The organism is Calothrix sp. NIES-3974 (assembly GCF_002368395.1).
Classification (GTDB): Bacteria; Cyanobacteriota; Cyanobacteriia; order Cyanobacteriales; family Nostocaceae; genus NIES-3974.
Map to the genome: position 1 here is coordinate 601870 of NZ_AP018254.1, position 24279 is coordinate 626148.

Here is a 24279-nt window from a genome sequence, read left to right on the forward strand (position 1 = left end):
CTCGAAGAGTAGTAATCCCAAAGATTTCAGCGTCTCGAAGTGTAAAATTAATTTTGCACTACTACTTACAAGGAAAAAGGTGAAGTTTTTAACTGATTAACTAATGTATCAATTTTATTTCCTGCCGATTGGGGATTCTATAATAAATCTAAACAAATGGATTCAAAAACTATGCAAGAAACTTTGGTGACAAAGAGTACGGAATCCCCAAATCTTCCAGTCCTGTACAAAAGGGACAATACCCAACCCACAGAATACAATCCGATTCAAGGAGCAATGCAACTGTGGGCTACCCTCTCAGACAAGGATACCGCAATCGTTTATCAACAAGCAGGTAATAAAACTTGGCAGATTTTCAAACAAGCGATCGCAGTGATTTTATTTCTATTGGCTTTAGTCGTCGCTTTAGTAATTTGGGTATGGGGTATTGCTTTCCAGAGTGGTCAAAGTTTACGAAATTGGCTAGAAATAAAACAACCGAATCTGGAAGAATTGACTTCTGCATTGTTCAGATTCCTTGCACGACCATTGGAGCGGGTATATGCATGGGCTGCCTCTTTTATTAAAGAGTATTTGGGATGGGAAATCAAATTTGACTCACCATCAGAGGAATCGCCATCCATAGAATTATCACAAGAAACTACTGCCACTAATTAGCCTACACTTTGTGCTTGCAGACATGTAGAGGAGGAAAGCTATATCTTACAGGCTGGTATTCTCTCGGTTTGTTGACAGAGTAGAAATGTAGCATTGCTAAGTTTCTTCAAACATTAACCATCTAAACAAGAAAGCTTATTTATTGACCGTGTAAAGTATAGCTGTGTGGACATTCCTCTCACAATCCTGCATTTGGAGCAAATTCCTAAAACTTACAGGGAGTAGTAAATCGGGAGTAGAAGGAAAATTAATCCGTCACTCAAGACTTATAACTTAGCTAGTGAGAAATCCGGGAAAATGTCCCTAACAACCTTGCGGTTCAAAAATAAAACTTATACGTTGATCCGTGGGAATGTCGTGGGTAGAGTAGGAGCGCAACTCAGACCAGGTTTTGGAACCGACGACTCCATCTGGTGTTAAGCCGCGCGATCGCTGAAAATTCATAACTGCATCTTTGGTTTTCGGACCAAATACACCGTCAATGGTCAATGAACCCAAGTAATTACTGTACATTTCTTGAAATCCTCTGACTGCTTCTCCCCTGGAACCTTCCCTGATTACGGGTTGTTGTGCAGCCCAAGCATCATTATCTAATGCGATCACAGTATTTTGACCCACAATTCCATCTCTTGTCAAGTTTTTTCCCGCTTGATATGTCAACACCGCTTCTTTAGTTCTTGAACCAAAATGTCCATCTATCTGTCCAGTGTATAATTTTAAGACCCCTAACATCTCTTGAATTCTATATACTGCATCACCCCTAGAACCTTCCTTCAAGGGAAGAGGATTTACTAATACAGTCATAAACTTCTCCTGAGTATTGTATTTTACAAAATTTACTGATTTAAGTTAAATTCAAACACATGGTTCTACGTGAATCTATTAAAATAACCTAAAGAAAATAAAATTTGTTACATCCCTTTTTAGTGGAAATTCGTATTTGAAAATAATGAATTTCTGTTTTTAATTGCTTTAGATATAATTTTCGGAAAATTTGCAATAATTTAGGTAGGTGGTGAAAATTGTCGTTAAGAACAGGGCGTAGAGACGACCCGACGGGTCGTCTCTACGCCGAATGATTGGTTACATTGTGGTTTTATGTTTAATTGTACCTACCTAAATACCAATTTGAAACAAGAATGTGACAGATGAATTGTGGATGTAGAGACGCGTTAGCGTTCAGCTCCGATGAAAGAGGCTATATCGCGTCTACATAAACAATTCGGAAAAATTTCCCATGATGTTATATTTTGATAATATAGAAAGATAATTTATTTAATTGGTGGTAACATCTGTGGAACGGGAATTTGTAAATCTGGAAATTCTAAAGGGGAAATTATCCCATTTTCATCCAAAATAAATTCTTGTTGATAACCCTCGTCTGTCGGTTCTCTCAACACATATAATTGCCGATTAACCACATCTAAAACCCAGTAATCCCGAATTCCCGCTTGAGCGTAGGATTTACTTTTGATTTCCCGGTCAAATTTTAAACTACTATCAGCTACTTCAATTTCAATAATGAGATAAATTTCCTTTGGTCTTGGATGGTGGTCAGCGTAGTCAAGGGGGTCAATTTTGACCACTGAAATATCTGGTTCTGGTTCCGAATATTGATTTAAAGTAATTGGTTCTTGAGAAGATAACCATGCTCGGTTTCTCAAAGCATCCTTGAGGAAATAATCTGTTCTGACTACAGCAGAACGATGAGCTGTACCTTTCGCACTCATCCAAATAATTTTACCTTCTAGCAGTTCCACCCTTTCATCTTCGTCTAGGATACCACTAGCAGCCATGCGATGGTATTCATCGACAGTCCACAGACGCAGGTTAAAGGTAGTTTCACGGGTTTGCATAGCTGGATATGGTCAACTGCTGGGCGATCGCATTATTTGGGTTTGATGTTATGTCTTGATGATATAGGAGGGTAGTTTATTTAATTGGTGGTAACATCTGTGGAACGGGAATTTGTAAATCTGGAAATTCCAAAGGAGAAATTATCCCATTTTCATCCAGAATAAATTCTTGTTGATAACCCTCGTCTGTCGGTTCTCTCAACACATATAATTGCCGATTAACCACATCTAAAACCCAGTAATCCCGAATTCTCGCTTGAGCATAGGATTTACTTTTGATTTCCTGGTCAAATTTTAGACTACTATCAGCAACTTCAATAATGAGATAAATTTCCTCTGGTCTTGGATGGTGGTCAGCGTAGTCAAGGGGGTCAATTTTGACCACTGAAATATCTGGTTCCGGTTCTGAATAGTGATTTAAAGTAATTGGATCTTGACTAATTACCCAAGCAAAACTATCACATAATCTGGCAAATAGTTTATAACTTCTTGCGACAGCAGAGCTATGAGCGGTACCTTTCGCACTCATCCAAATAATTTTACCTTCTAGTAGTTCCACCCTCTCATCCTCATCTAGGATACCACTAGCAGCCATGCGATGGTATTCATCGACAGTCCACAAACGAAGGTTAAAGGTAGTTTCACGGGTTTGCATAGCTGGATATGGTCAACTGCTGGGCGATCGCAGAATTTGGATTTGATTAGATGTTAGGACTGACGCTGCGGACAAATCTTCTTGGCATAAGTCCTGATATATTTTGATGATACACGAGGATAATTTATTTCCCAGGTGGTAGTATTTGCTGGATAGGAATTTGCAAATCTGGAAATTCCCAAGGAAAAATTATCCCATTTTCATCCAAAATAACTGCCTGTTGAACCCTCTCCTGTCGTTTCTCTCAACACAGAACCCTGCATTTTGAACAAGCGATCGCTAAAGGTTGATTTTCGCACTACTCCCAAATCCCTAAAAAGTCTAGGAATTTGTGATCAATCCGGTACAATTGCTTTTTTCAAAAAGTAGTTTACCGCGATTTCTGTAGAAAATCGCGGTATTATCACTAAAAAAACTAATCGTTATCCGGGAAAGTCTCCACCTTCCCATTCGGACGAAACACCACTCGAATCCGAACTGATTGGCCATTGCGATTAGGGGAAACAAACTTTTCACCAATCAAAGGAATTCCTGTGCGATCCACATAGGTGCGAGCTGCACTTCCTAAAGGTAAAATCCGCTCGATTGTCCCATCCACACCTACAGTTAAACTGTACTCCAAACTTTGTTTTAAACCAGCTGGTACTTGCCAACGTTTGCTCAAAAATTGCCGCGCTTCGGCAATTTGGGGTGTGTCAAATAGGGTACTATCACTATTGCGGATAGCTGTGTTTTCGGCTGTGGCAACAGGTTTACCTTCGCGAATCCGGCGAATTAATTCGGAGGTATCTACGGTATCATTCGGTATTGGTGAATTTGCAGGTTGTTTTCCAGCCACAGATGTAGTTCCCGTAGTTGGTGGAGCTTCTTTGACCCTCGGTAAGTTGGCAATCTCCGGTGGTAAACTACCAGGAGTAGGTGGTGTGTATTTTTGTGCTGTGGATGACGAACTTTGTCTTGTGGTGCTAGTGTTTGGTAGTTGAGCGCTGGCAATTGTTGGAGGTGCGGGGACTGTATTCGGTATATTTATATTTCCCCCGACTCCCGGTGCATTTGTGGGAAAAACTAATTGGTTTGGATCAACTGTATTTGGTGTGGTTCCAGGGGTAGGAATACTAGCATTAGGTGATACTTGGGGTGTGGGTGTATTCACTGCACTGGGAACATTTACAGTTGCACCGGGAGGAGGTACGCTTGGTAATCCCTCTAGGGTCGGTAATGGTGTGGTGGGAGTTGGGGGAATAGTTGGTTCCGGGTCGGCTTTCAGGGCTATTTGTTGATCGGCTGGGTCATTTTGGACTTGATTCGCAGTTTGTTGTCTACGGGTATTATTAACGTAATTGATAGTTAAAGGGGTTAAACCCACACTCACAGCCAATACAGCCGCAACAGGTGCCCAATTGGGAATTCGCCAACCTTTACTGGATTGCTCGTTGAGGACGGGTAAACTCACCACATCACTACTATATTGATCCAAAGCTGAAGCCAGGTCAAATAATTGTAATAAACTCAGTTTCACACTGGGATGGGGTTGGGAGGATGACAAATTTCCCAAAAACAAATTGTGGCTGAGATAATTACTGGGTTGTAAATGGATTTGTGAACCAGGATTTTGTAAATACTGATTATTTAAGACAGCAGTTGGTGGTAACTTTTGCTGCACTGTTTTGGATTCAGCCTGTCCAGGGGAATCTTGAATTGTCTTTTCTGATGAACTTTTATTTCCGTAGATATCCCAAAAGCTATCGGGAGGAGTTTGTATAAAACGTTGCACATAATCGCGGACGGCTGTACTCAGAGCTTCCAGCTGATCGCGATCGCCGCGAATGATGACTGATCCATCTTCGTTGACATGGGGTTTGTCTGGAAGAGAAGCCGTAGTTTGGGGTTCTAGGAGCCGTAATTCAAATCTGACTTGCTTAAGTACCGATTTATTCATCCACTTCGAGAGTGGCGAATTTTCCGCAAGCACTTCTAGGGTGCATGTGGGTGGTGTGTAGCGACGGATAACAGGATTTGATCGAGGCATGGCAGAATTGCATTAAAATGGGTGGATTTTGGATTTGGTAAGACGTACTACTTGTTTGTGAGGAAGTTCTGTCTAAAAGCGATAGATTATGAATCTGGATGCAACACAAACCCAAAATCTAAAAATTAGTTGAGCGGTCAATTAATGCGAGCCAAAGACGACGATGTCCGCCCGGACCGCTATAAAATAGCAGATCGATCAACAACTTCAATGCCAAATTGGTCAGTGAGTCGATTGCAGTGGGGACTTCCTCCTCCATCCTTTCTTGATAGGTATTACAAAACTCATCGATGTAATCTCCCAGTAATTCGGTTTGATGGGGTTCGCGATCGCTTTCTGCTACTTGTTCAAGTAAACTCACCGCACGTCGAATTAATTCCTGGTTTTGTTTGGCTAGATGACAGGTAATCAAAACAAGCGATCGCGCTTCTTCGACATCCAGTTTCTTTCGCCCTCCCTGTCCCTTGCGCATCGGATTTGATTGGCGTAACCGCCACAAAGCCACACGGTCGGGAACTTTTGACTCTAAACCAAGATCAATCGCCGCAGCTAGCATGGCTTCCGAACCAATGCCAGTTAAAGCCTCCAGCGCCAATAAAATTAAATCGAGCTGGGTTTTAATATTTGTCCATTCAACTACACCGGGGGTAGTTATTTGAGTTAGATCCTCCCACTGAGATGTCGGGGTGGGTGAGTTCGCGGCAGGGTGCATAACTTTTAGCATAGGCTATCGGGCTGGTAGGGGCTGTTGCTGTTACCCATTTTGAAACCAGACTTTTGACAAGCTGATTTGGTTTCCCCATCGTAATTGGTTCAGATGCCCACTGGTGTTTGATTCTAGGTAATTTACTTTGGTTTGACTATTGGATTCACGATGGCTTACTTTGTCTATGTTAACAGCAGAACTATTTATTCTAGTCTAGAGTATATAGCCCGGATACAATCTTCTTGCCAATCTAAAATCTCTGTTAATCTCACCGGAATCGTGAAGTCTCTCCAAAACCACTTGTTGTCAATTCGACTACTCAGATCACGATAACTTCATTTTTTTCAAAAATTTATTAAACAAGAATTGCTTTGTATTCAAGCTGACTGCCAACTTTACTACCTATTGGTATGGTGAATAAGTAACGAGGAGTCAATATGTCTATAGGAAGATATTTATCTTTTTTTGTCGTTTTGTTAGCGGGGATGTTGGCCTCATTTTCGCAAATGTCATCTGCTTTAGAAGATGCTGATATTCCTAAATTTTCGTTATGGACTTTAGTTGCGACGGTAATTGCGAGTTTGCCCAGTTTGTTGTGGTGATGTGGGGAAGGGGTGTTGCGAAATCGGGCAATGATATGGATATGTCGGTTGTAACACAATAAAAATCTGAGAAGACGGGAGATAGGGGGACTTTTTCCCCGACCGCTACGGAGGAAAGTTTACCTGACTCCCATTCCAGATTAAAACTAAAATTAAATGTGATCTCGCAGCCAATCTCTAAAAGCTCGAATTGCTTGGCTGCTACCAATAAATTGACTCTGCTGGATGTATTGGTTTACTAACTCAATTATCGGGATACCTGGAAAAGTAGGACTACAATTTGATTCTACATATTTCCCATTTTCCAAAACATGAATTTTTAACCCTTGCTTTTCATATCGCCACAGTTCTGGAACTCCCAACATTTGGTAGTTACCCAATTGTGTGCGGGAAGTTATATCAATTTCTATCGCTAAATCTGGAGGTGGATCCATATTTAAATTTATGCGATTTTTACCAATAACTGCCGCTTGATTTTGAATGTAAAAGCAAGCATCTGGCTCCACTCCCTGACTCATGGCTTCATTTTTGAGGGTGGTTGAACCTAAAGCATCATAATTAATACTTAGTTCCTGCAATAAAATTTTCACCATATCGCCAATGATTTCCTTGGCTTTTTCATGTTCGGGTAAGGGAACCATAATTTCTAGAAAACCATTACTATAGGATATTCTGGCGGCACGATGTTCTCCTAATTCCGCCAAAATATTTTCAAATTGTTCCCAACTAACATCCTCAAGTAATAGTTGCTGTCCCGGTTGAATCCTCAGTTGTCTTAATTCTAATAGCATCAAAATTCATCTAACTTTTTTGATTACAATTTATCGACTCCACAACACACCCATCGCTGCATTCGTCCCCTAAAAATCCATCTCAAACATCTCTTTGATCAGCCACAAGCCAAACCCAATAACCCAGCGATCGCGGTAATACCATTTCACTAAAATTTCGATACCTTTTCTTACCCCTTACTCCCACTCCCCATACCTTAATATTATTAACCCTTTCCTGACCAAAAACTACAATATATCCCAATAATTTATATACTTAGACATATTGACAAAATACATTGTTTTTGCGCTTTATCCATCTTTCCCTACCAAAAAGAAAGGAACTTTTCCCGTAATTTTCAGGTCTTGACACTAAAGTGTGGATATAACAGACACATGCCCCCATCCTATCTTGCTTAAGATAATTTTTTGTCTATGGAATGCATCGGATATTCGTTATTTTTGGTAAAAAATACTAAAGTTATCTATCATACAATAAATTTAGAATAACTCAAATAAAAACCAATTTAATTTAAGAATTGCGCAATCATTACGATTGTGTGGATCTTACATAATTGTTGTAAATCACAATTATTTTTTGGTTTTTATGTAGGGTTTGAAATTTTACATATCACGGTCAAACCCGGATTTTTCACAAACCCTAAAACTATCAGGGTATAGGGAGTAGCCTACATGTACTGCTGACAGCAGAACCTGTGAAAGTAGCTTTTCCCCTCCGGTCAATCTGAATCATTACACTACTCACAACTCCCCGTAGAGACGCGATATGTTCACGTATGTGCCCCACTCCCTATTTACAAGGGAGTGGGAAAATCAACGCTGACCGCGATACGAATGGAAAATGCGATTAAAGTTTATTCCTGAATACTTGTCTTGCTAAATCTTGAATAATTTCTGTTGATATTCAAGTCCCACAATGAATTGGAACCAAAGGTGCTGAAACTGAGTAAAACTTTACCATGATTAAACTTACTATTATCTGGGTTGTAATTTCCTTATTTTGCGGATTAGTCATTTATTTGATACCGAAACTGGATCGATATATTGCCCTAGGTGTCACCCTAGTTACCATTGGCTATGCATTAAACTTATTTTTCACCCAATTGCCATTGAACTTGGTATTAATCGATAATTTTGGCATTTCCTTAATGATAGATGATCTTAGTCGCTACTTTATCTTGACTAATGGTCTGATCACGGCAATTGTAATTCTCTACTGTTGGCAAACAAATAAAGCTAATTTTTTTTACACCCAGATAACTATTTTACACGGAAGCATCAACTCCGTATTTATCTGTGCAGATTTTATCAGTTTGTATGTCGCCTTAGAGATGATCGGGATTACAACCTTTTTATTAGTAGCCTATCCTCGCAGCGATCGCTCGATTTGGACTGCACTGCGCTATATGTTCGTAAGTAATACCTCCATGCTGTTTTATTTGCTAGGTGCAGTATTGGTCTATGAGGCGAATAATTCCTTTGCTTTTGCGGGACTAACGAAGACAACAACCGAGGCTATTGCCTTAATTTTTCTTGGGTTATTAACTAAAGGGGGAATTTTCATTTCCGGGTTATGGTCTCCATTGACTAACTCGGAATCAGAAACACCTGTATCCGCTATGCTTTCGGGGGTTGTGGAAAAAGCTGCCACATTTGCCATTGTCCGTTGTGCCCTGATTTTAGAAGAAATCGATCCGATTGTGAGAATGATCTCCCTAGCCTCAGTGATTTTTGGGGTATCCTGTGCCATCCTGGAGAGAGATACCAAGCGTACACTAGCATTCAGTACAATTTCCCAGTTAGGTTGGGTACTTGCAGCTCCATCGGTAGGGGGTTTTTACGCATTAGCCCACGGACTAGCAAAGTCAGCTATTTTCTTGACTGTTGGTAAATTACCCAGTCGAAATTTCCGGGAACTACAATTTCAACCGATAAATAGCGGACACTGGTTTGCCTTGCTTTTACCAGCTCTGTCGATTTCTGGTTTTCCCTTCTTTATCGGTTATGGGTCAAAAATTTTGACGCTAGATCATCTCCTACCTTTCCAAACCATTATCATGAATGTTGCTGCTGTCGCAACAGCAATTGTGTATGCCAAATTTATTTTTCTACCCCATCAGGGATGGAAAAGTATTAGACCTGGTACTTGGGTGACAATTATGGCTCTAGTGGCTACTTTGATGGTAACAAGTGTTTTCGACTTGAAGGTCTATACTGTTGGGAATTTGGTAAAAGCCCTAGCCATTGTTGGTATGGGTTGGATGGGATATTTTTTACTTTTTAAACGGTATGTGGTGGCTTTACCGCGTTTGTTTGAGCGATTTGAGTATTTGATTGGGATGATGAGTTTGATTTTAATCTTACTTTTCTTGTTTTTGAACTACTTTTTACCCAACCGTTCGTGGAACTTAATTGGATTTTAACGTTTTCGCCTGATTCCCAATGCTTTTATCGACTGGGGATGTAATATCGATTCTCTTGTATGTAGGTGGGTGGTGAAAATTGTCGTTGAGATCAGGGAGAGACGCGATATATCGCGTCTCTACGCCGAATGATTGGTTACGTTGCGGTTTTATGTTTAATTGCACCTACCTACCTACTTTAAACTAGATGAAACTACAATAATCAACGGTTATAGCCCTTGATATGTAGCGACCATTAGGGTAAACGATATGACACCTACGCGGAGTAATCCAAAATTCCATAAAGGGTAGGGAACTTGACTGCAATCTATGTAGTCTCTGCTCTAAAATTGCTTCAGTTGACATTCTGTTGTAGTCACTTGATTTGGTAGTTCCAGTTTTAAACTGAATGAGGCAATCAGGGTTAATCTATGATCAAATCACACTCTTGATACGTATTTACAGTGACATTAGCTCAAAGTTTATATAAAATCTACTGAGCAGTCAGAAATGAGTGTGTAAAGATTGAAAATTTAGTCAAAAACCCAGTTATCAGCTAAATGAACAGAAAATTTGCTCTCACATTACTTTCCAGTCCAGCCCTATTTGCCTCGATTATTTCTCTAGTGGTTATTACTCAACCAGCTAGTGCCGGACAAAACAATACTGGTAATAGCAACTCTTGCATAACTGCGACTAACTATGGTGTCGTACCTAACTTTGTCTGTCAGCGTCGTCACAAGTCAGCCACCACCCTTGCATCCTCACCGGACTTTTTACGTCCTGATCAAGTTATTCCCAATCAAGGGGGTGAATTGAACTTTACAGAGGAAGAAAGTGATGCTGCGATCGCTCTCTTTGGTTGCGATTGTCCCGCATGTCTCAACACCCTGCGACAAATGCGAGGTATGTCCTAGTAGTCTGGGTATTAGATATTAATACTGATAAATACCTAAAGATAAGGAGGTGGATCATCATAATTCACCTCCCTTTTGTTTAACAGGATTTTGGTTAAAACTTGAGAGACACCGGATATGGATATTGGCTCTGGTTAAATTCTACCAATGCTGTGTAAACCCAAAATTAATCCAGCACCGAGGATATGACCAAAGCTAGTTGCTCCTAACACAGCACCTAAGCCAAAACCACCGAACATGTTAGGAGAAGGCATGGCTGGACCAACGTTTTGATATTTTACCGTTGCTTTCGCAAATGCGATCGCAATAATATTCGCAAATATCATAATACCCCCAACTATTGGACTCCATTCCAGGGGGGTGGTTGCTGCCGTAGTTAGCAAAATCGGTGTTAACACGTTGATTTCTCCTATGGATTGATGAATGAGTGCTATAACTATCTTTTTGAATTTAATTACCAAAAAACGTCAACCCAAGGTCGAGTTTTGCAGTATTAGTTAACAATTGTTGGTAATACTTCATAATTATCTGGTGACTATGCTCTGCGTAGTCACCCAATGATGAAGGCTGGAGTCTCACACCCTTGGATTCCCACGCGGAGCATGGGAGCAAGGAAAATGGTAGGCGTATTTCTGCCGACTTGTACTAGTCCCCCATGACGTTTGGGTTTCTTTCCTCTCCTGCAACCCCTACTGTATCCTGTATGCTGTATTCTTGTAGCACCTATAGGAGGCAAACAGCAATGATTTGGCAGCGTCCGGATGGTCGGCAGGTAAATCAACTTCGTCCGATTAGTTTTGAACCAGATTTTACCCGCTTTGCACCCGGTTCGGTACTAACTAAATGTGGGGATACCAAAGTTTTGTGTACAGTTAGTGTCACACCGGGAGTTCCCAAGTTTTTGGAAGGGACAGGTCAAGGTTGGTTGACTGCTGAGTATCGTATGTTACCTTCTGCCACTCAACAGCGACAACCACGGGAATTTATGAAGTTATCAGGACGAACCCAGGAAATCCAAAGGCTAATTGGGCGTAGTTTGCGTGCAGCCTTAGATATGAGCCTTTTAGGGGAAATCACCCTAACCATCGACGCGGACGTACTGCAAGCCGATGCAGGAACCAGAACAACCGCAATTACAGGGGGATTTGTAGCCTTGGCGAATGCTGTATCCAAACTAATGCAGCAAGGAGTTTTGCAGAAATCACCTATAATCGGGCAAATAGCGGCTGTTTCTGTGGGATTAGTTGAAGGAGAACCGTTGTTAGATTTGAATTATATTGAAGATGTCGCTGCTACGGTTGATTTTAATCTTGTGATGAATCACCATCTAGCCATTGTCGAAGTTCAAGGAACCGCAGAATCAGGTTACTTTACCCGCGAACAAATGAATCAATTACTCGACTGTGGTGAAAAAGGTATCCAACAGTTACTTATCAGTCAACGGGGAGCCATACCAAATTGGGATGAATTGTACTTTGCAGATTGATATATTTCCCTTGTGATTTGTTGACAGTTGACGGGTGTCCTTGAAGCATTTACCATCTCAACGAACGAAAAGCTTACTTTTTGGTTTCCTCACCACATCCACATCCATGCTTGTGTGGTTTTTTCCCCCAGGTTTCCGGTACGGGGTCATATCCACTGGAACCGAAGGGGTGACAGCGAAGAATGCGACGAATGGCTAAGTACCCACCTCGCAATGCACCAAATCTTTCTATGGCTTGGATAGCATACATCGAACAAGTCGGTTGATAACGACAGGTGGGAGGAAACAAGGGAGAAATAAAGGTGCGATAACCGCGAATTAACCAAATTAGTAATATTTTCATCATGTATTTCTTTTGGTACACAAATCCTCTACATTGGATTTAGGATTCAAATTTATCAAAAAATTAGCACTGCTTTGTAGTTTGGCATAAATATACCTATACTTGGATTTCTCACGGACCCCTAAAACTTTTAGGGAGTAGGGAATAGAAATAAAACTAAGCTATTACTCAACGCTTACCGTTAATTCAAGAGAAATGCAGGTGTAGGATGTAGCAAATGGGAAGTCATCAATCCAGGTTTGTCCAGACTTTAAGAGTGTCAATATATATGATAAATTTTCTGATTCTGTAGAATTAATTTTTTGGCGTTAAGTTGTATAAAAATACTTTGTTTGATTTATTTTATCATTTCGATTCAAGCGTAGGTTCAATGTCTTTATGGTTTCAGGGTGTTGTGGTTCTGTTATGGTTGGGTTTTGTCTTAGTTGTTGCCTTCACTATTCGCCGCATTTTCCGAACTGATACAGAGATTAGCCGTAAAATAGTTCATATTGGTACGGGTCATGTCATTCTGTTTGCATGGTGTTTTGATACTCCAGCAATCTTAGGAATTGTTGCTGCATTTATTGCTAGTATTGTCACCCTAATTTCCTATTATCTGCCTATTCTTCCCGGTCTAGATAGTATTGGTCGTAAAAGTCTGGGTACTTTTTTTTATTCTGTAAGTATTGGCATTTTGGTTGCTTTTTTCTGGTCTGTAGAACAGCAGTATTATGCTGCTTTGGGAATTTTAGTTATGTGCTGGGGTGATGGTTTAGCTGCACTGGTTGGACAACGTTTTGGCAAGCATAAATATCAGGTTTTTGGTGGACAAAAAAGTTGGGAAGGTTCTCTCACGGTAACTGTGAGTAGTTATATCGTTTGTAGCCTGATTTTATACTCTGTCCACGGTGGTATGTGGCAAGTTTGGGTAATTGCTGCGGTGGTGGCAATATTTGCAACAATATTAGAAGTTTTCTCTTTTTTAGGTGTTGATAATCTCACAGTACCTTTGGGTAGTGCGTTTTTAGCTTATTTATTAGATTTAAATTTAATTTAGGATTGGAAATTTTCCCAGAAACCCGACTTCTATAGATTTGATTTCAAAAATAGATAGGTGACAAGTATCAATATTCCCAGAGCTTGAGCTTGCAATATCGGATCTAAGCGCCAACCATGAAATAATACAATCAAACCAGCACAGAGAAATAAATTGGGGATAAAAATAACTTCAAATATATTCGTAAAAGTTGGATTACTAAAATTCTGAACCCAAGCAGCAATCAAAATTATTAATGATGTCAAGATTAACAGTGAGATAAAACCAATAATCCAGACAATAATGGATAGGTTTTGCGATTGAGTCAAGGCAATGATTGCCAATAAACTAAGCTCGAATAGATAGATAAATAGAAACCAACTCCGGAGGCGATTTTGTTGTATTAAGAAGAATACTTTTGTCAATCCTAACACAATATAGGATATGCCTATGATTGGACTAAAGTTAGTTCCAAAATTAACCTGGGCGTAAATTAGCATTGTACCCTAGCCCCCAATATTTATATTTATTGGTCAATGATAATTGAATACATAGGTGTAGCTAACTTTTCCAGGTAAAGTTTAATGAAGTTCGATCCACTGGGGAACTGTCGCTTTGATTCGCAATTACCAGATATTAGGATTCCTATTTGATTTTTGAAAACATAAATTGACTAGCAGCTTGCGATACAAAGGTTTCTGACTCAGAATACTTAACAAGGTTCAAGTCGGATTCCCATAGCTTCTCTAGGGTTAATTTGAAAAACCACTTTGAAGATTTTTCCATCAACAAAGTTTAAACGGAGGAATATTGCCGGAATTACCGATATCACGCTATATTTTCCATACAAAGTCAAATATAATACCCTTATCTACTCATCACTTCAATTTTGATGGGTTTTTTTGTATCTTGAAGGGGCTGCTTTATGGATATTTCATAATCAGTACTTATTTCTTGATTAAAGCTTTATCCATGATTTATCCGTAAAAAGTCGTATATCTTAAGTAAGACAATAGGCACGTAAGTGATATCCGTAAAACATATGAAATTAACAATCTCGGCCACATTACTCGCGATCGCAGGATTAGGTTTAGTCGGACAAGCAAACGCTTTTAACCCCCAAGACCTAGAACTTCTCAAAACCACTAGAAGCTGTCCCCGGTGTGATTTGAGCGGTGTTGACCTGACTCAAGTAAATCTAGAAGGGGTTGTACTACGGGAAGCCAACCTCAGAGGAGCGAAGTTAGAAGGTTCCAACCTCCGCAACGCTGACCTGACGGGTGTGAATATGGAGGGTGCTGTATTGAATAATACAAACTTGCAAAGAGCTTCCTTAACAGGTGCGATTCTCAAATCAACATCATTTGAAAATGCCGACTTAAGTTTTGCCAGTCTCATGAGTGCAAACCTCGAAGGAGCCAACTTCAAGGGTGCAAAATTACAAATGACCAATTTTCGTGGAGCTTACTTCCGCTTAACAACAATGCCAAGTACGGTAGTCACCTCAGACAAACCCTACGGTTGGTCATTACAACGGGAGCAAAAACGTGATTGCGATCGCTTTCGATTGGAAAATACTCCTGGTACAGTTTGTGCGACTGAAATTGAAGGACGTTTAGATCGATAATCCCAAAGTAGAGACGACCCGACGGGCCGTCTCTTAGATCGATTAAAATGGGCTAAATTGGGAGGAATTTAGCTATGAGCGTTGTTGTCCCAGATGAGATTTTGACTGCAACCGGCATGAATGAGACTCAAATGCGGCAAGAAATTGCTGTTATGCTCTTTCAGCGTGACAAGCTTACTCTTGCTCAAGCAAGCCGATTCGCAGGAATGCACCGTGTCGCCTTTCAACACCTACTTGCTAGTCGCCATATACCAGTGCATTATGGGTTAGAAGATTTTGAGCAGGATATTCAAAACCTTCGGGAGATGGGTCGGTTGTGATTATTGTTAGCGACACATCACCGATTAACAATCTTGCCGCAATTAATCAGCTTTATCTCCTCCACCAATTGTATGGAACGCTTCTCATCCCTGAAGCCGTTTTCCGAGAACTCACTGATCCTAACTTTCCTGTTGCAGGTGCAGTCGAAGTACAAACTTGTGACTGGATTTAAATGTGTGCTGTTCGCGATCGCACTCTAGTCAAAGCCTCGAGCAATGAACTTGATATTGGAGAAGCAGAGGCGATCGCCTTAGCTGTAGAAATTCAAGCTGACCAGGTGTTGATTGATGAGCGTCGAGGTCGGCTAATCGCAAGTAGGCTAAACCTTCCCTATACAGGTATCCTGGGGGTTTTAGTCGAGGCTAAAAGCCAAGGCTTGATCCTAGAAGTGAAACCTTTGTTGGATGCGTTGATTAATGAGGCTGGGTTTTGGATTACAGAGTCTTTGTACAACAACGTTTTAAAACTTGTCTACGAGATCGACTGACCTGAACCTTTGGGTTAATAGGTAAACTTTGTTAATTTTTCCCAGCGTGATACTGTTTTTATGAGCGCGAACTGACACGGAGCGCGCAAGCAATCACATATTATGGGTAAATACGACTGGATTTTTCAATCAAATGATATTGCCGTCGATATACTGACTTCAGAGGAAGCGGTCGCTGCGATCGCGGTGGTTAGTTTTTCTGGTGCATATTCCCTTGCGAATATCGATGTTAATTGGCTGGTGGATATTCTGTCGGGTTTTGAAATATTTGAGTTCTATTCCCATGCACAATTGTGGCAAATGGTTGACAAACTAGTTGCAACTGCTGCAACGGAGGGTGTGGGAGCTTTGTTTAATGCCGCAAGTGAGGTGCTGACTGATAATTTTACCCTGGATGGGTTTGCGGCGGGAGTTAGTGTTCTCATTGATACAGAAAACATTACTATTCCCCGTCCCCATTTGCGATTGCTCAAACAACTCCAAATCAGCTTAGAAATTACTGATGCAGAAGCGGAACAGGTAATAGAGGATGTTTTAACTGCTTTTGAAGTTACTTGGGATGAAACAGAAGCAAATGTTGATGAAAATGAAAACGAGGAGGAACTTACACCTGTCATCCCAGGGATGATGAATAGTTCCAGCGAAATATATACATCTCCCTTGGGGAATTTTAGCTTACCTATACCCGTGGATATGGAATTAGGTGGCAAAATTCAAGTCCATGATGGTGCTGTTGCTTTTACTGATGCTCAAGGTTTACTTTTACGGATTGATTATTATCCAATTTCCAGGGAATTTCATCAGCAAATTGCCATCTGTGGACGGGAAAAATATTTTCAAACACTGCTATGGTCAAAATATATTCCCCAGGTAATATTGGCAAATATACCTGATTCAAGTGTTGCATATACGGAATTTTGCCCAGATATATTCGCTGGGGGATATTTTGTGGTGATGAAAATGCCGAAGGGTTCCCATCTGTGTCAACAAAATCCCCAAGGAGTAATGGTGAGATTAAATGCTTACCGAGGATTTTTGGCTTTTGATTTCCATCATTTTTTTTATGTGGTCACCAGCCAATTTAGTTATGCAGAGGATGAACCGATGGAAGATATTATTCAAGAATCTACCATCCTCAAACAAGAAATCCTCGGTTTTTTGGCGACAATTCACTTTCATTAGAGGATGTTTGTCAAGTATTAATTATCACTATGTTGACTATCGTCATGACCCTGGACATGGGGTTATAAAGCTGATTTTTCCTTCGAGAGTACAGACGCGACATGTCGCGTCTCTTCCCATTCCCGAAAAATACATTTCCCATAACTGATTAATTTTGTAACCAATCAAAAATTTTCTCCAATTGGTGAATAGAAACAAATCCATATTGCCACAGCACCATCGGTAACATACTAGGAATTTCATCCGTTCGTCGAATTGCTAATTTTAAATCATCTGTAGGAATTGCCAATTCGTCCTGCAAGAACCTCAGTAAATCATCATTGTGTTTGCCATTCATGATTGCTACCCCTGTTTTGATCATCAAACAAAACCATATAGAAAGTGACCAAGTATTCTAGGGGATGAATGTCATAAATGGGATTGGGGGTGAGTATGGGTAGGGGTTGGGGAATGTGAGGGTATGAATAATGAATGGTGAGAACCTCTGGGGGTATGATTTGACATCAGGGGTTATTTCCTGAATTATATCAATCCATAGAGGTATTGACATTTATTCGTATCTCCTAAAAGGTTGTTTTAAAAGTCATTTTTAATACTTGAATTATCGTTTTTGGGAATAGGAAGAGACGCGACATGTCACGTCTGTACTCTCGAAGGAAAAATCAGCTTTATAACCCCATGTTGAGAGTCAGGACGATAGTCAAAATGTCAAAATAGTGATAATTAATGCTTGACAAACATCCTCTCAGAGGAAATGAAATTTTAGGTCAACCTGTGAAAAGATTAAGACTAATATTAATTTTCTAGATAAAAAATAAAGGCGTTGCTGAATTTGGGTATGAATTATGATGATTTACATTTTGTATTGAAACCACAATCGTCTCTTCGGTCGATCCGCGCTACGCTGGTCTACGTAGAGACGTAGGGTCGCTACGTCTCTACATAACGTCAAATTTTCAATTCATATTTGTATTCAGCAACGCCAAAAATAAATAGTGTAGATGGATCGACAGTACTGAGGTATGTATCAAGCATCGAGTCGAGTATAGTTGCTTGTCCTATGTTATTGAGTTTACGCTAATGGTCGCTACATATTAGGATCTATAACCGTTGATGATTCTAGTTGTATTGATTTCAAAGTACAAGAAAATCAATATTAACTCCATCTAAGTAGGGAGTTTGCGGAGCGCTATATCACTATTTTTTTGAGATTTAGAGACATTTTTCTAGTTTTTGGCTGATTTTAACTGTTAAAAACAGGGGAAATGTATTGTGGCTACGGAGATTTTGGGGTCGAAAATCTATACAATAATATTCTATTTTCTATGATTTTCTATTCCGTATTAGTCATTTTCATCCTTGACAGCTATTAATATCCTCAACTTGACTTCTGTCGATTATATCCTTTGTCAGTCATTTTATCCAGGGAATTAGTGATGCAAACAATACTTGATCCGCAAACACAAAACTACCACCAAGATTCACAACTCAAGGATTTGTCTGACTGGAAAATCAATGTGGATGTGAAACTTCCTAGTGAGACTTTAGCGCAAATATTTCAGCAGGAACCCCTAATACCGGGGATAATTCTCACGTCCAATGATCAATACCTGGGGATGATATCGCGACGGGTGTTTTTTGAATTTATGAGTCGCAAGTATAGTTTAGGGTTGTTTGCGGATAAAGCGATCGCAAATCTCTATAATTTCCTCAAGCCAGAAATTTTAGTTATCCCTGATACAACTTTAATTACCACAGCAACCCAAATGGCTTTGGAACGTTCTCCCCAACTTGTTTACGAACCTATTGTTGTTGCTGTCACCAATGGAAAAACAGGTGTTATCAGTGTTCAGCAGTTGTTGCTAGCACACTCAAAAATTCATGAACAGACTTTATTACAATTGGAAACAATTCGCCAACAATCGCAACATCGAGCCGAAAGTTTACAAAAGTTACAACAAAGTTATGCATTAACTATGCATCAACAAATTCAGCAAACGGTAGATCGGTTTGCTCTGGGTATCACCCAAGAAATCAAAAACCCGACAAATGCGATCGCTGCTTCTTTTTTACGCAGTTCCCGCTCTAGTGATGATTTGCTCTATCTCGTCAATTTATACCAAAAAAGTTATCCCCAAGCTCCTGCAAATATTCAAACGGCTTTACATCGAATTAATCTTGAGAAGTTAACCCATGATTTACATAAGGTTACGAACTCTGCTAAGTTGAATATTAAGGCTTTGCAAAACAGTTTATATTTGCTGGAAAATTTCTGTTTTGCTAGCGATATGGATGGGAAACTAGTTGATATTCATGATTTATTAGAGGGGATTTTAAATCTATTTCAATCTCAATTCAAAAGCCATCATATTCAGATTGTCAAACAATACATCAGTGATTTACCTCTACAAATTTATGCCAGGTATATTCACTACGCTTTATTTTATCTGTTTGAATATATGATTGACCATTTCAATGCTCAAGAAATAGATGAAAAAATTATCAAAGTGAACACTCAACAGTTAGAATCAACAAAAATTAACATCCAAATCACTTATCAATTTCCGGAAAAATTACCCCATGCACATATCTCAGCCAATTCAGCTACGGATGACTTAAAATTGATGATGGTTAATTACATTATCTGTGAACAAAATCACGGCAGCTTTCAGCAGCATACTTTAGATAATCAAGTTCAAGAATATATAATCTCCCTTGGAAATGGCGATAATTAAAAAGGAGACAGGAGACAGAACACAGGATACATTAGACATCCTCAATGAATAGGCAGACACCCAGAGAAGCATCTCAATAGCTCATTCCTACTCCTTACTCCCTACTCCCTATTTTCCAACTAGAAAGTCACTACACTGCGAATTGACTCACCCCGATGCATTAATTCAAAAGCATCATTGATTTTTTCAATAGGCATTACATGGGTAATCAAATCATCGATATTGATTTTCCCATCCATATACCAATCTACAATCTTCGGTACATCAGTTCGTCCCCTCGCTCCTCCAAATGCAGTTCCTTTCCAAACTCTTCCCGTTACCAATTGGAAAGGACGGGTGCGAATTTCTTCTCCAGCACCTGCTACCCCAATAATTACACTTACACCCCAACCCTTATGACAACATTCTAGGGCTTGACGCATCACATTCACGTTACCAATACATTCAAAGCTGTAATCTGCACCCCCCTTGGTTAAATCTACCAGGTAGGAAACAATGTCTGTGTCCAATTCGCGGGGATTAACAAAATGGGTCATGCCAAATTTTTCGGCGATCGCTTGTTTCTCTGGATTAATATCTACCCCAATAATCATGTTCGCACCCACCATTCGGGATGCTTGAATCACATTTAAACCAATTCCCCCTAACCCAAATACCACTACATTCGCACCCGGTTCGACTTTTGCTGTGTTAATCACTGCTCCAATCCCGGTGGTTACACCGCAACCGATATAACAAACCTTATCAAAGGGTGCATCTTCACGAATTTTAGCTAAAGCAATTTCCGGCACTACTGTATAATTGGAAAAGGTGGAAGTACCCATATAATGGAAGAGTGGTGTGCCATCAATGGAAAACCGACTTGTGCCATCTGGCATTACTCCCCGTCCCTGGGTGACTCGTATTGCTTGACATAAATTGGTTTTTTGACTCAGACAGTATTCACACTGGCGACATTCGGGAATATATAGGGGAATTACATGGTCTCCTGGTTGCAAACTGGTGACTCCATCACCGACTTCAACCACAACTCCTGCACCTTCGTGTCCCAGTACTGCTGGAAACAAACCTTCTGGGTCTTTACCCGAAAGTGTATACGCATCGGTGTGACAAACCCCACTGGCTTTAATTTCTACTAGTACTTCCCCTGCTAACGGTGGAGCTAGGTCTACAGTTTCAATCGTTAAAGGTTGACCGGCTTGATGGGCAACTGCGGCTTTGACTTTCACTTTCTGCTCTCCTAACCAGTATTGTCGGCACTCAAGATGATAAACTGGTTTGGCGCAGGTTTGCGGATTTTTAAGAATTTTCTCTCTTAAAAACTATAAAACTATCCGCTCCTAGTTTAGATCAGATGACCTAAAATAGGAGCGGTCTAGTTGGGTCTTCAAGGTTGTAACCAGACTGCCGGAAGGAACCCCTGGCTAATCTTAGTGTGATGAAAGAAATTTAGTTCCTTCAAACTACTAAAACTAACCTAAGCGAGAACAGCCCCGGCACACAGCCGGCTAACTACAACCTGATGACCCATGCGTTTACTACTTTCTATCATGGGCATCACCTCCTTGTTGCCTAAACGGTCTTAGTCTCAAAGGGGAGAGTTGTAAACTCTAGGTTTTTAACCTCTTTCACAATATAGCATGAGTGATTAAAGTTGGAAAGGGATCAAGTTAAAGATTGAGGACGTGGGATTTACTCCCTGCTTCCTTCTATGACGGTTGTAAATATTGCACATCTATACGGAAATTGGGAATTTCTGAAAAAAATCGGGTAAAGTCTGATTGGAAAACAATTCGAGAGCAGTTAAACAGGTTGTCCATTGGTTGGCAAAATCGATTTGACCCATGATTATAGATACATCGGTGTTCCAGTCGGAAATCCGTCACTCGCTGGGGGAACATACCCATCAGAAAAATGTCTAAATGGGTAGGGATGTTTCAAAAACCAGTACGATCTATGAGTCAATCGATTGCTGTATCCTGGTCAACAGCTGTACCCAGGAATGTGGAACCATCGGTGCAAGTTGACAAACTCACAAACCACGATTTGATATTGCGCTGTCAAGAGGGGCTGCGTCCTGATTGCGCTGCTTTTGCGGAGTTAATGCGCCGTTACCAAACTCATGTTGAGCGAGTTTTATACCATCTGGCTCCAGATTGGGCTGACCGTGCTGACATGGCTCAAGAGGTTTGGATTCGCGTATTTCGCAATATCAGTAAGTTACAAGAACCTGGTAAATTCCAAGGTTGGTTGAGTCGAATTGCTACCAACTTGTTCTATGACGAACTGCGCAAACGTAAGCGCGTTGTTAGTCCCTTGTCTTTGGATGCTCCCCGCTCAATGGATGATGGGGAGATGGATTGGGAAATTGCTGGGGATACTCCAGGACCAGAGGAAGAACTGACCACACGGGAATTTTACGAGCAACTGCGTGAGGCGATCGCTGATTTACCGGAAGTTTTCCGTACTACTATTGTACTACGAGAAATTGAAGGGATGGCCTACGAAGAAATTGCAGAAATTACAGGTGTCTCGCTAGGTACGGTTAAATCAAGAATTGCCAGAGCGCGATCGCGTTTACAATCGCAATTACAAAATTATCTTGATGCTTAAAATTTACCATCAATAATAAAGCAGCATAAAAATAATTAACGTGAGTGCTTCTGCCACGCTCTCAACAATCAACAATCAAACTCACGCTTTGCCCCCTGTGTTTACCCGTGAATCAATTGGTAATAATGTTAAGATGAATACTAACTCCAACTTGAATGAACATTCTCACTTGTCACCGCGACAAGGGAAGAATGGAATGCATACCAAGAACCAAACGGGTGGTTTTGATATGGAAAAGCGCGATCGCTTCGAGTTATTAAGTGCGTATTTAGACGGGGAAGTGACGGCCAGTGAGCGCCAACAGGTGCAAGCTTGGTTGGATCACGACCCAGAGATGAAGCAATTATACAGAAGATTATTAAGGTTGCGGCAAGGGGTACGGACACTTCCTGTTCCGACACCTTCCCAACCTGTGGAAGAAACGGTACAACGGGTACTCAAGAGGGTGAAACGACGTGGACGGCTAACACTTCTATTTGGTGGAGCTGCGATCGCGGCTTGTGCGCTAGGGGGTATAGGGTTATTTAATGGTAACGGCTCTGGTACACCCCAGTTAGCCCATGAACCCCTAGAACAAGCCCAAACGTATCAGAAACCATCAGCTCCGTTGATGGTGGCTCTTAATGACCCTATTTTCCCGATTCCCAAAACCCATAATTCATCTCCTGAATCCGATCAAATCGATGTGAATTTGGATGATAATGTAGATCGAGAGATTAATTAGGTTCTGGTTCGAGTGTGGTGTGCAATTAATTTTATTTGTTGTGTTTGTTATCTTTAAATTAAATTGTTTACATCAGGGGCTAAACTGTTTCTCATAGTTTTTTATTGTAATTTTGACTCATTTATTTCAAGGGTTAAATTGCAACCTGACCACCAGCCGTCTGGAAGTAATTGTCCACCGAGTTGTTGAATTTTGTGGTCATCCATGATATAAGCCCAGGCATAGCCCAGTGACTGTAAATCTTTTGGTCGTTTGGGAGATGTTGGGTATCGGAAAACTTCTATTTGGTGACGATTGTACAAATTATTTTCTGGTGGAGCCGAGGGATAATAATCTTCTAATTCGTCTAAATGAATTAGAATGGTAGGGTCAGCAAATTCGTAGATATAGCCATGTACAGGAGTTTCACCCCAAGTCATTGCTGGGTATCCTGCGGGTAAAGCATAGAGAGTACCGAACGTAAATGCACGTTCGGTGTTGATTATTTGGGCTGCACAATAGCCTTGATAGTTTGCTTCCCCCGGTTTGAGTGTTCCGTAAACGAAAACTCTGAGTTTTTCCAGCATTTAATTAATGACTTGAATCTGACTCTAATTATCGGTGAGTGACACGGCAGTCCCTAGCATACCACACATACTATATCCAAGTTTCCCACACCCGACACTAATAAATGTGCCAGTTGTTTCAGTCCTACATATGCTTTTCACCCAAAAAAAACGAACATATTAGCGTGGAAAGTATAGTAGTATTTTTCGGAATATCCTCAACCTTTCTGACGACGATGTTGTTGTAAGAGGGCAGAGAACTGTTCCGCATCCACCTCACCATAAACCTGCTTTTGGGGTTGAGCGTCAATACGATCCATTAATTCTTGAAATGCAGTTTGGTCATGGCGATGTTCAAGAACATATTTTTTCAGTTCACCCATTGTCATGGTTTTGAAGTTCACTTTCATCCACAAACCTCCAATCTCCGTTCGGATATATCTCAATCAAAATTTCCTCTCCTGTGATCAGGATGACATTGCCAGTTCTTTCATCTAAACGTACTATTTCCACAGGAACATACATGCTGGTGAGATTTTGGCAAAGTTGGAAGCATCGAAACGCCTGCTGAGTAGTTGGCAAT

General features: G+C 40.5%; 28 protein-coding genes. 14 read left to right on the top strand and 14 right to left on the bottom strand.

From position 1 onward, the window contains the following. Window positions 1-171: 171 nt before the first annotated feature. Entirely contained in the window at window positions 172-657 is a 486-nt protein-coding gene (locus CDC37_RS02250; protein ID WP_096620294.1) for a hypothetical protein, read from the top strand. A gap of 303 nt (window positions 658-960) precedes the next feature. Here the strand turns inward: CDC37_RS02250 and CDC37_RS02255 are convergent, their stop codons facing one another. The 5 genes from CDC37_RS02255 to CDC37_RS02275 form a co-directional block, all read right to left on the bottom strand. Beyond that, window positions 961-1461: a peptidoglycan-binding domain-containing protein gene (locus CDC37_RS02255; protein ID WP_096620295.1), complete on the bottom strand. Its 501-nt coding sequence runs from the start codon at window positions 1459-1461 to the stop codon at window positions 961-963. Window positions 1462-1928: 467 nt separating this feature from the next. Continuing rightward, window positions 1929-2513 carry a Uma2 family endonuclease gene (locus tag CDC37_RS02260; RefSeq protein ID WP_096620296.1) on the bottom strand — a complete coding sequence of 195 codons (585 nt, stop codon included), beginning with the start codon at window positions 2511-2513 and terminating at the stop codon, window positions 1929-1931. Between the two features lie 76 nt (window positions 2514-2589). After that, window positions 2590-3168 carry a Uma2 family endonuclease gene (locus tag CDC37_RS02265; protein WP_096620297.1) on the bottom strand — a complete coding sequence of 193 codons (579 nt, stop codon included), beginning with the start codon at window positions 3166-3168 and terminating at the stop codon, window positions 2590-2592. Window positions 3169-3583: 415 nt separating this feature from the next. Further along, complete coding sequence (locus CDC37_RS02270) at window positions 3584-5197, bottom strand: DUF4335 domain-containing protein (protein ID WP_096620298.1); 1614 nt, start codon at window positions 5195-5197, stop codon at window positions 3584-3586. 118 nt (window positions 5198-5315) lie between these two features. Continuing rightward, entirely contained in the window at window positions 5316-5921 is a 606-nt protein-coding gene (locus CDC37_RS02275; protein ID WP_096620299.1) for a DUF3038 domain-containing protein, read from the bottom strand. 419 nt (window positions 5922-6340) lie between these two features. Here CDC37_RS02275 and CDC37_RS24655 point away from each other — a divergent pair, with 419 nt between their 5' ends. Further along, window positions 6341-6505, top strand: coding sequence for a hypothetical protein (locus CDC37_RS24655; RefSeq protein WP_172892745.1), 165 nt, complete (start codon window positions 6341-6343; stop codon window positions 6503-6505). 152 nt (window positions 6506-6657) lie between these two features. Here the strand turns inward: CDC37_RS24655 and CDC37_RS02280 are convergent, their stop codons facing one another. After that, on the bottom strand, window positions 6658-7296 hold the full coding sequence (locus tag CDC37_RS02280; RefSeq protein WP_096620300.1) for a Uma2 family endonuclease: 639 nt from the start codon (window positions 7294-7296) through the stop codon (window positions 6658-6660). Window positions 7297-8255: 959 nt separating this feature from the next. Here CDC37_RS02280 and CDC37_RS02285 point away from each other — a divergent pair. Both CDC37_RS02285 and CDC37_RS02290 read left to right on the top strand, forming a co-directional pair. After that, on the top strand, window positions 8256-9719 hold the full coding sequence (locus CDC37_RS02285; RefSeq protein WP_096620301.1) for a cation:proton antiporter: 1464 nt from the start codon (window positions 8256-8258) through the stop codon (window positions 9717-9719). Window positions 9720-10258: 539 nt separating this feature from the next. Then, the gene (locus CDC37_RS02290; RefSeq protein ID WP_096620302.1) at window positions 10259-10615 is read left to right on the top strand and encodes a hypothetical protein; all 357 of its coding nucleotides are present in this window, start codon (window positions 10259-10261) and stop codon (window positions 10613-10615) included. Window positions 10616-10749: 134 nt separating this feature from the next. Here CDC37_RS02290 and psaK read toward each other — a convergent pair whose 3' ends face one another. After that, window positions 10750-11013, bottom strand: a complete 264-nt coding sequence (psaK, locus tag CDC37_RS02295; RefSeq protein WP_096620303.1) for a photosystem I reaction center subunit PsaK — start codon at window positions 11011-11013, stop codon at window positions 10750-10752. A 344-nt stretch (window positions 11014-11357) separates the two neighbouring features. On the opposite strand from psaK, the gene rph reads away from it, so the two are divergent. Next, window positions 11358-12101, top strand: a complete 744-nt coding sequence (gene rph, locus CDC37_RS02300) for a ribonuclease PH (RefSeq protein ID WP_096620304.1) — start codon at window positions 11358-11360, stop codon at window positions 12099-12101. 73 nt (window positions 12102-12174) lie between these two features. Here rph and yidD read toward each other — a convergent pair whose 3' ends face one another. Continuing rightward, window positions 12175-12444 carry a membrane protein insertion efficiency factor YidD gene (gene yidD / locus CDC37_RS02305; protein WP_096625835.1) on the bottom strand — a complete coding sequence of 90 codons (270 nt, stop codon included), beginning with the start codon at window positions 12442-12444 and terminating at the stop codon, window positions 12175-12177. A 370-nt stretch (window positions 12445-12814) separates the two neighbouring features. Here yidD and CDC37_RS02310 point away from each other — a divergent pair, with 370 nt between their 5' ends. Next, window positions 12815-13483 carry a diacylglycerol/polyprenol kinase family protein gene (locus CDC37_RS02310; RefSeq protein WP_096620305.1) on the top strand — a complete coding sequence of 223 codons (669 nt, stop codon included), beginning with the start codon at window positions 12815-12817 and terminating at the stop codon, window positions 13481-13483. Between the two features lie 29 nt (window positions 13484-13512). On the opposite strand, the gene CDC37_RS23880 is transcribed toward CDC37_RS02310, so the two are convergent. Continuing rightward, window positions 13513-13791 (bottom strand): hypothetical protein, encoded by a 279-nt coding sequence (locus CDC37_RS23880; RefSeq protein ID WP_157780625.1) that lies wholly within the window; start codon window positions 13789-13791, stop codon window positions 13513-13515. A gap of 713 nt (window positions 13792-14504) precedes the next feature. Here CDC37_RS23880 and CDC37_RS02320 point away from each other — a divergent pair. The 5 genes from CDC37_RS02320 to CDC37_RS02335 all read left to right on the top strand — a co-directional run bounded on the left by CDC37_RS02320 (window position 14505) and on the right by CDC37_RS02335 (window position 17079). Beyond that, window positions 14505-15089, top strand: coding sequence for a pentapeptide repeat-containing protein (locus tag CDC37_RS02320; protein ID WP_096620307.1), 585 nt, complete (start codon window positions 14505-14507; stop codon window positions 15087-15089). A gap of 74 nt (window positions 15090-15163) precedes the next feature. After that, window positions 15164-15409, top strand: a complete 246-nt coding sequence (locus CDC37_RS02325; RefSeq protein WP_096620308.1) for a UPF0175 family protein — start codon at window positions 15164-15166, stop codon at window positions 15407-15409. Further along, entirely contained in the window at window positions 15406-15582 is a 177-nt protein-coding gene (locus tag CDC37_RS25080) for a hypothetical protein (protein WP_231943196.1), read from the top strand. Before CDC37_RS02325 ends, CDC37_RS25080 begins: the two co-directional genes overlap by 4 nt. Then, a complete protein-coding gene (locus CDC37_RS25085; protein ID WP_231943197.1) occupies window positions 15583-15897 on the top strand; it encodes a DUF3368 domain-containing protein in 315 nt (104 codons plus the stop codon). Window positions 15898-15999: 102 nt separating this feature from the next. After that, entirely contained in the window at window positions 16000-17079 is a 1080-nt protein-coding gene (locus CDC37_RS02335; RefSeq protein ID WP_096620309.1) for a hypothetical protein, read from the top strand. 148 nt (window positions 17080-17227) lie between these two features. On the opposite strand, the gene CDC37_RS02340 is transcribed toward CDC37_RS02335, so the two are convergent. Continuing rightward, entirely contained in the window at window positions 17228-17416 is a 189-nt protein-coding gene (locus tag CDC37_RS02340) for a DUF2949 domain-containing protein (protein ID WP_096625837.1), read from the bottom strand. A 1099-nt stretch (window positions 17417-18515) separates the two neighbouring features. Between CDC37_RS02340 and CDC37_RS02345 the strand changes: the two genes are divergently transcribed. Next, window positions 18516-19814, top strand: coding sequence for a hypothetical protein (locus CDC37_RS02345; protein WP_096620310.1), 1299 nt, complete (start codon window positions 18516-18518; stop codon window positions 19812-19814). 119 nt (window positions 19815-19933) lie between these two features. On the opposite strand, the gene CDC37_RS02350 is transcribed toward CDC37_RS02345, so the two are convergent. Then, a complete protein-coding gene (locus tag CDC37_RS02350; protein ID WP_096620311.1) occupies window positions 19934-21043 on the bottom strand; it encodes an S-(hydroxymethyl)glutathione dehydrogenase/class III alcohol dehydrogenase in 1110 nt (369 codons plus the stop codon). A gap of 727 nt (window positions 21044-21770) precedes the next feature. On the opposite strand from CDC37_RS02350, the gene CDC37_RS02355 reads away from it, so the two are divergent. Further along, the gene (locus tag CDC37_RS02355) at window positions 21771-22427 is read left to right on the top strand and encodes a sigma-70 family RNA polymerase sigma factor (protein ID WP_096625839.1); all 657 of its coding nucleotides are present in this window, start codon (window positions 21771-21773) and stop codon (window positions 22425-22427) included. Window positions 22428-22560: 133 nt separating this feature from the next. Then, the gene (locus CDC37_RS02360) at window positions 22561-23151 is read left to right on the top strand and encodes an anti-sigma factor family protein (protein ID WP_096625841.1); all 591 of its coding nucleotides are present in this window, start codon (window positions 22561-22563) and stop codon (window positions 23149-23151) included. A gap of 101 nt (window positions 23152-23252) precedes the next feature. Here CDC37_RS02360 and CDC37_RS02365 read toward each other — a convergent pair whose 3' ends face one another. The 3 genes from CDC37_RS02365 to CDC37_RS02375 all read right to left on the bottom strand — a co-directional run bounded on the left by CDC37_RS02365 (window position 23253) and on the right by CDC37_RS02375 (window position 24278). Further along, window positions 23253-23717: a gamma-glutamylcyclotransferase family protein gene (locus CDC37_RS02365; protein ID WP_096620312.1), complete on the bottom strand. Its 465-nt coding sequence runs from the start codon at window positions 23715-23717 to the stop codon at window positions 23253-23255. Between the two features lie 197 nt (window positions 23718-23914). After that, window positions 23915-24085 (bottom strand): DUF6887 family protein, encoded by a 171-nt coding sequence (locus CDC37_RS02370; RefSeq protein WP_197707037.1) that lies wholly within the window; start codon window positions 24083-24085, stop codon window positions 23915-23917. Then, window positions 24072-24278 carry a DUF6888 family protein gene (locus CDC37_RS02375; RefSeq protein WP_096620314.1) on the bottom strand — a complete coding sequence of 69 codons (207 nt, stop codon included), beginning with the start codon at window positions 24276-24278 and terminating at the stop codon, window positions 24072-24074. Before CDC37_RS02375 ends, CDC37_RS02370 begins: the two co-directional genes overlap by 14 nt. Window position 24279: the final 1 nt, after the last annotated feature.